Origin of the sequence: Novosphingobium ovatum, assembly GCF_009909235.1 — a bacterium.
Classification (GTDB): domain Bacteria; phylum Pseudomonadota; class Alphaproteobacteria; order Sphingomonadales; family Sphingomonadaceae; genus Novosphingobium; species Novosphingobium ovatum.
Map to the genome: position 1 here is coordinate 35,359 of NZ_JAAAPO010000004.1, position 12,218 is coordinate 47,576.

Below are 12,218 nucleotides of genomic sequence, written 5' to 3' on the forward strand. Positions count from 1 at the left end.
ATGAGCTTTCCCTGGGCAAAAGAATACACGCCGAGCCACCCGGCGATGGTGTGGCTGGACGAGAAGCTGCCTTTGCCGCGCTTCGTCTATAACGCGATCGGTGCCGGCTATCCGGTGCCGCGCAACCTGAACTATTTCTGGAACTTTGGCGTGCTGGCCGGGTTCTGTCTGGTGATCCAGCTGGTCACCGGCATCGTGCTGGCGATGCATTACGCCGCCAACACGGGCGTTGCGTTCGATTCGACCGAACACATCATGCGTGATGTGAACTGGGGCTGGTTGCTGCGCTATATGCACGCCAACGGCGCCTCGGCGTTCTTTGTCGTGGTCTATGCGCATATCTTCCGCGGGTTCTATTTCGGCTCGTACAAGGCCCCCCGCGAGATGATCTGGCTGCTGGGCGTGCTGATCTTCCTGCTGATGATGGCCACCGCCTTCATGGGCTATGTGCTGCCGTGGGGCCAGATGTCGTTCTGGGGCGCCAAGGTCATCACCGGCCTGTTCGGCGCGATCCCGGTCGTGGGCGAACCGTTGCAGATCTGGCTGCTGGGCGGTTTCGCGCCTGATCAGGCCGCGCTCAACCGCTTCTTCTCGCTGCACTTCCTGCTGCCGTTCGTCATTCTGGGCGTGGTGATCCTGCATATCTGGGCGCTGCATATCCCCGGTTCGTCGAACCCCACCGGCGTCGAGGTCAAGACCGAGAGCGACACCGTGCCGTTCCACCCCTATTACACCGCCAAGGATGGCGTGGGTCTGGCCGTGTTCCTGTTCCTCTATTTTGCCATGGTGTTCTTTGCGCCCAACGCGCTGGGCCACCCGGACAACTATATCCCGGCAAACCCGATGAGCACGCCCGCGCATATCGTGCCCGAATGGTACTTCTGGCCGTTCTATGCGATCCTGCGCGCCTTTACCGCTGACTTCTTCATCATCCCGGCCAAGCTGATGGGCGTGCTGGCGATGTTCAGCGCGATCCTGGTGTGGTTCCTGCTGCCTTGGCTGGACAAGTCGCCGGTGCGTTCGGGGACCTATCGTCCCACGTTCAAGAAGTTCTACTGGCTGCTGGTGATCGACGTGCTGGTGCTGGGCTACTGCGGCGGCGCGCCGGCTGCTGAACCCTATGTGATGATCTCGCAGATCGCCGCCATGTATTACTTCCTGCACTTCTTCGTGGTGATCCCGGTGGTGTCCGCCATCGAGAAGCCGCTGCCGCTGCCGTTCTCGATCACCGAGGCGGTGCTGGGCAAGGACGAGGCCGCCACTGTGGCCCCGGCTGAATAAGCGCAAGACGAGGAAAGAGAGAAACCATGATCCGCATCTTCTCCATTCTCGCAGGCGCCTTCTTCTCGGTGGCGCTGCTGTGGTCCTTCGGCAAGGGGGCGTCGAGCTACGTCTCCGAGCCGCCCAAGCCCACTGTGGAATCGGTCTATCACAAGCATGCCGAAGGCCCCGAGGGCGGCTTCAGCTTCGAAGGCGCCTTTGGCAAATTCGACAAGCAACAGCTGCAGCGCGGCTTTCAGGTCTACACCGAGGTGTGCGCCACCTGCCACGCGCTCAAGCATGTCGCTTTCCGCGACCTGAAGGAGATTGGCTATAACGAGGCCGAGATCAAGGCGATCGCCGCCAAGTACAAGGTGCCCGAGTACAACGCCACCACCGGTGAGGTGAAGACCCACGATGGCGTTGCCAAGGACCACTTCCCGCCCGTGGTGTACGGCGGTCAGGGCAGCCCGCCTGACCTGTCGCTGATCGCCAAGGCGCGTCATGGTGGCCCGAACTACATCTATGCGCTGCTGACCGGCTATCAGCCGCAGCCGGCCGAAGTGCTCAAGCAGTTCCCGGATGCCAAGATCCCGGCGGGCCTGAACTGGAACCCGTACTTTGCCAACCTGAACATCGCCATGCCGCAGCCGCTGGTGAGCGAAGGTCAGGTGTCGTACAAGGACGGTACCAAGCCGACCGTCGAACAGATGTCGGCGGACGTCTCGGCCTTCCTGATGTGGACGGCTGAACCCAAGCTGGAAAAGCGCAATCAAACCGGCTGGCCGGTGCTGGGCTTCCTGCTGTTCGCGATGGTTCTGGCCTATATGTCCTATCGCACGGTCTGGGCTGACAAGAAGCACTGATCGACCGCGCTAAGGCGTTGACGAAGCCCCCTGCCTCGGACAGAGGCGGGGGGCTTTCTCTTTTGGCGGAAGGCGTTTGATGGAGGCCCGATGATGACCCCCGACGAGCTGAAGGCGCTGGTGCGCAGCGTGCCCGATTTCCCCAAGCCCGGTATCCTTTTTCGCGATATCACCACGCTGATCGGTCATGGCGCGGGCTTTGCCGCCAGCGTGGCGCTGCTGGCCGACCGCGCGGCGGCGGCTGGCGCGCAGGCGATCGCCGGCATGGAAGCACGCGGTTTCATCTTTGGCGCGGCGGCGGCGGCGCGCTTAAGCATTCCCTTCATCCCCGTGCGCAAGCCGGGCAAGCTGCCGGTACCAGTGCTGGCGATCGACTATGCGCTGGAATATGGCACCGACACGCTGGAGGTAGACCCGGGCGCGATTACGGCGGGTGAGAATATCGTCATCATCGACGATCTGATCGCCACGGGCGGCACGGCGCTGGCGGCGGCGCAATTGCTTCGGCAGGCGGGCGCGCAGGTGGGCCATGCGCTGTTTGTGATTGATTTGCCTGATCTGGGCGGCGCGGACAAATTGCGCGATCAGGATATTGCCGTGTCCGCGATCATGGATTTCCCCGGCCACTAAATCGCAATTGCCGCAAAGCCGCGCGGGCGCCCTTGACGAAGGGGCGCATCGCGTGGCAAGCGCATCAACCTGAAGCGGGCGGGTATAGCTTAGTGGTAAAGCCCTAGCCTTCCAAGCTAGTTATGCGGGTTCGATTCCCGCTACCCGCTCCAATTTCCAGACCATCACCGTTCACCACCGTCTGGACAAAGCCCGGAAAACAGGATGATTTGGCGCTATTCGGTCGCTGGTGAGCGCCTATGTGCGCCGATAGTTGCCCCGCAATGGGGGGCAATGTGGGGGCCAATCGCGGTGCGGGGCGCAGCGTGGATCGGGCTGCGCGCCCGGTTCATGGCCAGATGATGCGGGCATGGCCGGGTACCACCACGGCCATGCCCGGACATCACATCAATCCAGCGCAACCACCACAACGGCCTTGGCCGGAATGTTCAGTACCAGTTTGCCTTTGACGATCCGCCCGCCAGTATAGGCGGCAGGCGCGATCGCTTCGGGCGTGCCGGGCACATTGTGCGCGTCCAGCTTGGCGGCGGTCAAAACCTGCCCGCTCACCTTGCGTGCCTTCAGCGCGCCCAGATCCAGCGCCAGCGTATAGCCGTGGTCCTTGTCGGCATTGGCCACGGCAACATGCGTACGACCATCCTTGGCCTTGGCGGCGCTGACGCTGAACGCGGGGAAGCTGCCGCTTTCGGCCTTCAGCATGGGAGCGCTGACCTGCACCGGCAGGAAGGTGGCGTCCTGAAACGGCAGATACATGGCAAAGGTGTAATATGTCGGCGTCTTGGCCAGCTTTGCGCCGTCCGTCAGCAGCATGGCCTGCAACACATTCACCGCCTGCGCGATATTGGCCATGCGTACGCGATCGGCATGGGCGTGGAAAATGTTGAGCGTGATCGCCGCCACCAGCGCATCGCGCAGCGTGTTCTGCTGATACAGGTGGCCCGGTTCAGTGCCCTTTTCCGTGGCGTACCACGTGCCCCATTCATCGACATACAGGCCGATCCGCTTTTTCGGGTCAGCCTTGTCCATCACGGCGATATGGGCCTTGAGGATGTCTTCCATCCGTGCGGCCTGGAACAGGATCTCGTTCCAATGGGCATCGGGAAAGCCGGTGGCCATGGCGGTGTTGCGCTGTTCCCAATCGCCGTGCCAGACGGTGTAGTAATGCAGCGAGATCGCGTCCATCTGCGGGCCAGCGGCCTTCAGCACGGCTTCCATCCATGCGGTATCGCCATTGTTGGGGCCAGAGGCCACCCGCAGAGCGCTATTGTCGTTGTGCATGTGGAAGGTGGAGCCGTTCTTGTGAAAGAACGTGGCGAATTTGCGATATTCGTTGGCGAAATATTCGGGCGTCATGGCGCCGCCACAGCCCCATGCCTCGTTGCCGATGCCGACAAAATCGACCTTGAACGGCGCGGCGCGGCCATTGGCGCGGCGTTCCTGCGCCAGGGCGTCATCCCCGCGCGAGGTGAGGTAGTTCATCCAGTCACGCATCACTGCCGGCGTGGCAGTGGCCATGTTGATCGCGACATAGGTGTCAGCGCCAATCTGTTCGGCAAAATCGAAAAATTCGTGCGTACCAAACGCGTTGGTTTCCAGCCCGCCCCACCAGTCATTCTTGCGCGTGGGACGCTGGGCGCGCGGGCCGATGCCATCGCGCCAGTTGTAGATGTCGGCAAAGCAGCCGCCGGGCCAGCGCACCACCGGCACGCGGATCGCGCGCAGAGCATCGACCACATCGCGGCGCACACCGCGCGTATTGGGGATGGGGCTGTCCGGGCCGACCCAGATGCCGTCATAGATGTCACGGCCCAGATGTTCGGCGAACTGTCCCTGAATATGGCGCGACAGGACGGGGCCGGGTTGGTCCACGGCAATGGTACCCGCGATCGGGGCGGGCGCGCTTACCGGCGTTTGGGCAGAAGCAATTGATGAGGTGGCCAGCAGGGCGGCCATGGTCATCACTGAGACAAATCCACGCATGTGCTTTTCTCCGTCTGGCCACATCCGCCCGGACTGATGCTTGGCCCGGTATCGTGGCGGCAGGCGCCAAAAAAAGAGGGCGGGCAAAGTGTGTTCGACACTCTACCCGCCCTGTCAATTTATGCCGACATTGGAATTATCGGCAGGGAGGACATCAGAACTTGTAGCCGGTGCGGATGCCGTAGGTGCGCGGCTCCTGGAAGGTCACCGTTGCCGCGATACCCGACGAGGCCGAAGCCACGGTGATCGCGTTTTCGATGTTCTTCACAAAGCCCTGAACGTACCAGCGGTTGCCGTTCGCCTTGTAGCTGACGTTCAGGTCGGTCTTGGTGTAACCGGGCTGACGGAACAGCAGCAGATACGACAGGTCCTGCATGTAATAGGCGCTCGACAGCTTGGTCGCGACGCCCGCTTCGATCGAGGCGCCATTGGCCAGCGGCAGCGTGTGGGTATAGCCCAGCGTGCTGGTCCACTTGGGCGCCTGATCCAGCGGCATGCCGGCAAAGTTGCGGCTCTGGCCCGATGCCAGCGCGGGGAAGAAGCTGCTGTAGCGCGCGTTGGTGTAGTTCAGCGAGGCGTTGAACTGACCACCGGCCCAGGGCGAGAACGACACGTCGGTTTCGACGCCATCGACCTTTGCCGTGCCCGCGTTCTGGATCAGCAGTTGCGGCGCGTTGTTGACGGTGATCGCCTGGCTCAGCTGCATGTTGCTGTAGTCATAGTGGAACAGCGAGGCGTTGAAACGCACCTTGCCGTTCAGCAGCTTGAACTTGATGCCTGCTTCATACGCGGTCAGCGTTTCGGGGGCATAGTACAGCTGGCTTTCGTTCAGGCCACAGCCGGTGCCCTGACCGGTGATGCAGCCATCGTTGAAGCCGCCGGCCTTGTACCCGGTCGAGACGCTGGCATAGGCCAGACCCAGACCCGGCACGTCATAGTCCAGGCCAACCTTCCACGTCACCTTTTCAAACGAGCGCGCGGCCACGTTCAGGTTCAGCACGCAGGTGGTGGCGCCGCAATACGAGCTGGCGGCGGTCGGGAAGTACAGCACCGTCTTGCCATCGCGGCTCTTGTCGTCGTGGGTAAAGCGGATGCCGCCCGTCAGGTGCAGTTCGCTGGTGACGTCATAGGTCAGCTGGGCAAAGGCAGCCTTCGAGGTCGCCTTGACCGGGCCCTGCGGGAAGGAATAGCCGATCGCGTTGGCCGAGATCAGCGAGGCCAGCGGATTGCCCAGATTGTACTCGAGGGTGGTTTCCTCGTTGAAGTAATAGGCGCCGACCTGGCCATGCAGCGGCAGACCGCGGCCAAAGGCCACACGCACTTCCTGCGAGACCTGCTTGAACTTGCCGTTGAACACCGCCGGGTTCTGCAACACGCCGAACAGCAGCAGTTCACGCACGTCCGCGCGGTCGGTCTTGCGATACGAACCGACATAGGTGACATCGACGCGATCGGTCAGCGGATAGCTGAATTCGCCCATGATGCCGTAGTTCTTGTTGTTCTTCGCGCTGGGGTTGGCCAGCTTGTAGCCCAGCGCCGCATAGTCAGCCGCCGAACGGTTCAAGAAGGTCGGGTCAACGCCGATCGTGTTGATGTTGCTGTAGAAGTTGGCCAGCGTGACCTGATTCAACAGCGACCCCTTTTGCTGCGAATAGTCGGCGCGGATGACAAACTTCAGCTTGCCCAGATCGCCGCCGAACGACAGGCGGCTGGAGAACACGTTGCGATAGGCGCCCGTGGCATAGATCGCGCCGCTGGGCTGGGTGATGGTGCTGTCCATGCGGTCATAGTTGGCCGCAAAGCGCAGGCCCAGACCATTGCCAAAGCCATAGTTCAGCATGCCCGTCAGGTTGACTGCATCGTAGTTGCCATACTTGGCATCAAACGAGCCTTCGAACTTGTCCTTGGGGCGGGCGGTGATGATGTTGACCAGACCGGCGGTGGTGTTGCGGCCATACAGCGTGCCTTGCGGACCACGCAGCACTTCGACGCGCTCGACGTCAAAGAAGCTGCCCTGCTGGTCGGCGGGACGGGCGATGTAGATGCCGTCCATCAGGAACGCGGCCGAAGGGTCGCCCTTTTCGGTGCCATCGGTGCTGGTCACGCCGCGGATCGAGATGCGCACAGCGTCGCCATTTTCGGTGATCGCCAGGTTGGGGACCACAGCGGCCAGCGAACGCGCATCCTGCACGCCCGAATTGCGCAGGCCTTCGGCGCTGATCGCGGTCATGGCGATCGGCGTCTTGGACAGCATGGTCGACTGACGCGTGGCGGTAACGACGATATCGCCGCTGTTGACGGCCGGCTCGGCGGCGGGTTGGGCGGGGGCTTCCTGGGCGAAAGCGGGCGCGGCAATAAAGGCGAGAACCGCAGCGGTTCCCACCATCAGGTGTGATTTCATGATATGCCTCTCCATCGAGGTTTGCTGGTTGCTTTGGCGGGCAGAGATGCCGCCGTGTGTGATGGCGGCCCGGTGGCATTTTTCTGTCAGCGTTGTCAATGTGAGGTGGGTAAAGTTGGACTAATTAAAGGTTGATTTTTCGGCCAGTGTTGCGCAAACGGCACAGGTTTCCGGCTCGGTCAGCCGAAATATACTGAAATATGGGCGTTAAATGCCTGAAATGCCGGCCCAGCGGATGGGTTTGGGAGTAATCCGGAAACTGGTACTTTAGCTTTAGTTTGTCAAAAAGAAGAGGGTGCCCATGTCGAACCAGTGCAGGATCTTGGCCGCGTCGGCTGTATTTTTGGCTTCTTTGTCAATACCTTCAGCAATCATCGCAAAAACGCAGGCGGTAACGCCAACGCTGCCCGACCGCATCCTGTTCGGTGCGGCCTATTATGACGAATATGCTCCCGCCGACCGGCTGGAGCAGGACGTCGCGATGATGAAGGCGGCCCATATCACCGTGGTGCGCATCGCCGAATCCACCTGGGGCACGATGGAAACCGCGCCTGGCGTTTTTGACTTTCACCATATCGATCGCGTGTTGGCCGCCATGCACAAGGCCGGGATCAAGGTGATCATCGGCACACCCACCTATGCCATCCCGACATGGCTGGCCAATCAGCACCCCGATGTGCTGGCGATCACACCGCAAGGGCCGTACACCTATGGCCGCCGTCAGAACATGGACATCACCAATCCGGCCTTTCGTCAGGCGGCTGAGCGCGCGATCGTCGCGCTGGTCTCGCATGTCAAAGACCACCCGGCGGTGATCGGCTATCAACTGGACAACGAGACCAAGGCATATGGCACCAGCGGCCCGAATGTGCAGGCGGCCTTTGTTGCCCATATGCAGCGCCGGTTCAAAGGCGATCTCAACGCGCTGAACGCGGCTTTTGGGCTGAATTACTGGTCCAACCGGATCAACCGCTGGGAGGATTTCCCCTCCACCAACGGGTCGATCAACGCCAGCCTGTCGGGCGCCTTTGCCGCGTTTCAGCGCGATCTGGTCAGCCAATATCTGGCGTGGCAGGCCGATTTGGTGCGTGCCCATGCCCGCAAGGATCAGTTCCTGACGCAAAATTTCGATTTCGAATGGCGCGGCTATTCCTATGGCGTCCAGCCCGATGTGAACCATTGGCAGGCCGCCCGGGCGCTGGATGTGGCCGGGGTGGATATCTATCATCCGGGGCAGGACAAGCTGACCGGCGCCGAAATCGCCATGGGCGGCGATCTGGCCCGATCGATCAAGGGCGGGCAGAACTATCTGGTGATGGAAACCACCGCGCAGGGCTTTCCTGAATGGACGCCCTATCCGGGGCAGTTGCGCCTACAGGCCTATGCGCATCTGGCATCGGGGGCCAATATGGTGGCCTATTGGCATTGGGGCACGACCGCCCATGCGGCCGAAACCTATTGGCGGGGGCTGTTGTCGCAGGATTTTCAGCCCAACGCCACCTATCGCGAGGCAGCGACCATCGGCGCTGATCTGGCGCGTCTGGGGCCAAAGCTGGCCAATATGACCAAAGCGAACAAGGTGGCGATCTATGTCAGCAACACCGCTCTGACCGCCTTTGACAGCTTCAAGCCGCAGGCCGAGGGGCGCGCCATCGGTTACAACGATGTGATGCGCGCCTATTACGATGCGCTGTATCGCCAGAATGTCGAGGTCGACTTTATCACACCCGACAACGCGGCCGATTTGTCGCGGTACAAGCTGGTGGTGGTGCCCGCCTTGTACGCGGCCAGTAACGCGGACATCGACCGGCTGAACGATTACGCCAAGGCGGGCGGGCATGTGCTCTATACCTTCAAAAGCGGTTTCGCCGATGAAAACACCGCCGTGCGCTATGCCGATCAGCCGGGACGCATCGCGGCCGCCGCGGGCATTCGCTATCAGCAATTTGCCGCGCCTGTGGGGGTGACCTTGGATGGCGATCCGTTCAAGGTCGGCGAAAAGGCCAATGCCGTGCGGTGGTGGATGGAATTTGTCGAACCCACCACGGCGCAGGTCGTCGCGCGCTACAAGCATCCGTCCTGGCCGTCCTATGCCGCGATTACCCGCAATGGGTGGGGGCGTGGTCAGGTGACCTATGTCGGCTTCATGCCCAGCGACGAGGTGTTGGGCGCTTTGCTGCAAGAGGAGGTGCGGCAGGCCGGGGCCGAGAGCGGCGAGACGGTGCGCTATCCGTTGATCGTGCGCAAAGGGCGACTGACCAATGGGCACAACGTCCGCTATGTGTTGAACTATTCGGCCAATAGCGCCATCTATGACGCGCCAGCGGCTGGTCAGGATCTGTTGACCCAGCAAAAGGTGGGCGCCGGGCAAAAGCTGGCGCTGACCGCGTGGGGCGTGCGCATTCTGGAAGAGGATGGGCATTGATCCAGAGCGGCGCAGGCATGGCGATCCCCGATGGGATCGCGGCAAAAGGGGGCGTGCATGCAAGTAGGTGGCACTAGTGGACGAGGCTGATGCGCCATCACTTGCTGTGGACGTGACACCCAAACGTGCGCCGCGCGGGACCGGCCGACGGTTGCAGGGCGCAATTGCCCATCGGCTGGGCACGGATATTGTGTCGGGCGTCTATGCGCCCGGCACAATCCTGTCGACCGAGGTGGAATTTGCCGAGGCGATGGATGTGTCACGCGGCGCTTTGCGCGAGGCGATGCAGGTGTTGAGCGCCAAGGGACTGGTGGAAAGCCGCCCCAAGACCGGCACGCGCGTTCTGCCGCGTGAAAGGTGGAACCTGCTGGACCCTGACGTGCTGGCATGGGCCTTTGCGGGCGAGCCGGACCCGGCGTTCGTACAGGGTATTTTTGAGCTGCGTTCGGTGGTGGAACCGGCCGCCGCGCGTTTTGCCGCGCAGCGACGGGATCGTGACGATTTGCGCCGCATGAAGGACGCCTTGTCGGCCATGCGCCGTCATACGCTGGCCACCGATGCGGGCCGCGCGGCCGACCGCGACTTTCACGATGCGGTGCTGCGCGCCACGCGCAATCCGGCCCTGATGGTGCTGTCGGCCAGCATTGGCGCGGCCGTGCATTGGACTACCCAATATAAACAGCGCGCGCGCGCCTTGCCACGCAACCCCATCCCCGATCACGTGCGGGTGTATGACGCGATCGCGGCCAGTGATGGCGATGGCGCGGCCGCCGCGATGCGGGTGCTGGTGGATCTGGCGCTGGATGACACCGCCGCCTTGATGGAGCAGGCCCAGACCGATCCGGCCTGAGCCTGCTTCCGGGAATTAATGGTTGTCGCGCGGCAGGCCCATGGTCTGGGCGATGCGCTGATATTTTTCCGCGCCTTCCAGAATGGCGCCCGAATTCATCTGCCCGACCAGCGCGCGCTGGATCTCCTGCCACGGCGTCTGGCTGGCCGGATAGGCATAGCCGCCCGCCTCGATCAGCGCCTTGCGACGGGTGTCGAGTTCGGCCTCGCTGATCAGGACATTGACCGTGCCCCGGCGCAGATCGATCCGCACCCGATCGCCCGTTTGCAACAGCGCCAGCCCACCATTGGCCGCCGCCTCGGGCGAGGCGTTCAGGATCGAGGGGCTGCCGCTGGTGCCCGACTGGCGCCCATCGCCCACACAGGGCAGCGCCGAGACGCCCTCGGTGATCAAATAGGCGGGCGGACGCATATTCACGACCTCTGCTGCGCCAGGATAGCCGATCGGGCCAGCCCCACGCATGAACAGCAGCGTTTCGGGCGTGATGCCGACCGCGGGATCATCGATGCGGGCGTGGTAATCCTCTGGCCCGTCAAACACCACCGCCGGGCCCTCGAAGGCTTCGGGATCGTTGGGGTTGGACAGGTAACGGGCGCGGAATTCCTCGGAAATCACGCTGGTCTTCATGATCGCCGCGTCAAACAGATTGCCCGTCAGCACCAGAAAGCCGGCCTCTTCCTTGATCGGCTGGTGGAAGGGACGGATCACCTTCTCGTCCTCGATCGTGGCCGTGGCACAGTTTTCGCCCATGGTCTTGCCATTGACGGTCATCGCGCCTTCGCGGATCAGGCCCTGGCCCATCAATTGCGCGACCACCGCCGGCACACCGCCAGCGCGGTAATAGTCTTCGCCCAGATATTCGCCCGCCGGTTGCAGATTGACCAGCAGCGGGATCTTGTGGCCCACATCCTGCCAATCCTGCAACGGCAGGTCGACGCCGACATGGCGGGCAATCGCGGCCAGATGGATCGGGGCATTCGTGCTGCCCCCGATGGCCGAGTTCACCGCAATCGCATTGTGGAACGCATCCAGCGTCAGGATGTCCGAGGGCTTGAGATCCTCATGGACCATTTCCACGATGCGCCGCCCGGTGTGATAGGCGCATTCCTGCCGGTCGCGATAGGGCGCGGGGATTGCGGCGCTGCCGGGCAGCATCATGCCCAATGCCTCGGCAAGGCTGTTCATCGTCGAGGCCGTGCCCATCGTGTTGCAATAGCCCGTGCTGGGCGCGCTGGAGGCGACCAGCTTGATGAAGCCTTCGTCGTCGATTTCGCCCGCAGCCAGCATCTGGCGGCCCTTCCACACGATGGTGCCGCTGCCGGTGCGCTCGCCCTTGTGCCAACCGTTCAGCATTGGCCCGACCGACAGCGCGATCGCGGGAATGTTCACCGTGGCCGCCGCCATCAGCAGGGCGGGCGTGGTCTTGTCACAGCCCGTCGTCAGCACCACGCCATCCAGCGGATAGCCAAAGATCGCCTCGACCAGCCCCAGATAGGCCAGATTGCGGTCGAGGCCAGCGGTGGGGCGCTTGCCCGTTTCCTGGATCGGATGCACCGGAAATTCCAGCGCGATCCCGCCCATTTCGCGGATGCCCTCGCGCAGGCGTTCGGCCAGCACCAGATGGTGGCGGTTGCACGGCGACAGGTCGCTGCCGGTCTGGGCGATGCCAATGATCGGGCGGCCAGAACGCAGCTCTTCCAGACTGATCCCGAAATTCAGATAGCGCTCCAGATAGAGCGAGGTCATGTCGATATTGTCGGGATTGTCGAACCAGGCGCGGCTGCGGAGTTTGGGTTTTTCGGTCAT

Annotated in this window: 8 protein-coding genes and 1 tRNA gene; 6 read left to right on the plus strand and 3 right to left on the minus strand. The window is 62.5% G+C overall.

The window, feature by feature from the left end; all coding sequences use genetic code 11:
• The 4 genes from GTZ99_RS10330 to GTZ99_RS10345 all read left to right on the plus strand — a co-directional run bounded on the left by GTZ99_RS10330 (position 1) and on the right by GTZ99_RS10345 (position 2,908).
• The gene (locus tag GTZ99_RS10330; RefSeq protein ID WP_161718595.1) at positions 1-1,281 is read left to right on the plus strand and encodes a cytochrome b; all 1,281 of its coding nucleotides are present in this window, start codon (positions 1-3) and stop codon (positions 1,279-1,281) included.
• 26 nt (positions 1,282-1,307) lie between these two features.
• Positions 1,308-2,126 (plus strand): cytochrome c1, encoded by an 819-nt coding sequence (locus GTZ99_RS10335; protein ID WP_161718597.1) that lies wholly within the window; start codon positions 1,308-1,310, stop codon positions 2,124-2,126.
• A gap of 93 nt (positions 2,127-2,219) precedes the next feature.
• A complete protein-coding gene (locus GTZ99_RS10340) occupies positions 2,220-2,756 on the plus strand; it encodes an adenine phosphoribosyltransferase (protein ID WP_161719187.1) in 537 nt (178 codons plus the stop codon).
• A gap of 78 nt (positions 2,757-2,834) precedes the next feature.
• Positions 2,835-2,908, plus strand: a tRNA-Gly gene (locus GTZ99_RS10345).
• A 235-nt stretch (positions 2,909-3,143) separates the two neighbouring features.
• Here the strand turns inward: GTZ99_RS10345 and GTZ99_RS10350 are convergent.
• On the minus strand, positions 3,144-4,736 hold the full coding sequence (locus GTZ99_RS10350) for an alpha-N-arabinofuranosidase (protein WP_161718599.1): 1,593 nt from the start codon (positions 4,734-4,736) through the stop codon (positions 3,144-3,146).
• A gap of 154 nt (positions 4,737-4,890) precedes the next feature.
• Positions 4,891-7,137: a TonB-dependent receptor gene (locus GTZ99_RS10355; RefSeq protein ID WP_227711259.1), complete on the minus strand. Its 2,247-nt coding sequence runs from the start codon at positions 7,135-7,137 to the stop codon at positions 4,891-4,893.
• A 352-nt stretch (positions 7,138-7,489) separates the two neighbouring features.
• Here GTZ99_RS10355 and GTZ99_RS10360 point away from each other — a divergent pair, with 352 nt between their 5' ends.
• Both GTZ99_RS10360 and GTZ99_RS10365 read left to right on the plus strand, forming a co-directional pair.
• The gene (locus GTZ99_RS10360) at positions 7,490-9,562 is read left to right on the plus strand and encodes a beta-galactosidase (protein WP_227711260.1); all 2,073 of its coding nucleotides are present in this window, start codon (positions 7,490-7,492) and stop codon (positions 9,560-9,562) included.
• A gap of 112 nt (positions 9,563-9,674) precedes the next feature.
• Positions 9,675-10,412: a FadR/GntR family transcriptional regulator gene (locus GTZ99_RS10365; protein WP_161718603.1), complete on the plus strand. Its 738-nt coding sequence runs from the start codon at positions 9,675-9,677 to the stop codon at positions 10,410-10,412.
• A gap of 15 nt (positions 10,413-10,427) precedes the next feature.
• On the opposite strand, the gene GTZ99_RS10370 is transcribed toward GTZ99_RS10365, so the two are convergent.
• Positions 10,428-12,218 carry an IlvD/Edd family dehydratase gene (locus tag GTZ99_RS10370; protein WP_161718605.1) on the minus strand — a complete coding sequence of 597 codons (1,791 nt, stop codon included), beginning with the start codon at positions 12,216-12,218 and terminating at the stop codon, positions 10,428-10,430.

What these genes read in the sequence shown, in the direction of transcription:
- GTZ99_RS10330 (WP_161718595.1), top strand. Translation starts at nt 1, where the DNA reads ATGAGCTTTCCCTGGGCAAAAGAATACACGCCGAGCCACCCGGCGATG.
- GTZ99_RS10335 (WP_161718597.1), top strand. Translation starts at nt 1,308, where the DNA reads ATGATCCGCATCTTCTCCATTCTCGCAGGCGCCTTCTTCTCGGTGGCG.
- GTZ99_RS10340 (WP_161719187.1), top strand. Translation starts at nt 2,220, where the DNA reads ATGACCCCCGACGAGCTGAAGGCGCTGGTGCGCAGCGTGCCCGATTTC.
- GTZ99_RS10350 (WP_161718599.1), bottom strand. Translation starts at nt 4,736, where the DNA reads ATGCGTGGATTTGTCTCAGTGATGACCATGGCCGCCCTGCTGGCCACC.
- GTZ99_RS10355 (WP_227711259.1), bottom strand. Translation starts at nt 7,137, where the DNA reads ATGAAATCACACCTGATGGTGGGAACCGCTGCGGTTCTCGCCTTTATT.
- GTZ99_RS10370 (WP_161718605.1), bottom strand. Translation starts at nt 12,218, where the DNA reads ATGACCGAAAAACCCAAACTCCGCAGCCGCGCCTGGTTCGACAATCCC.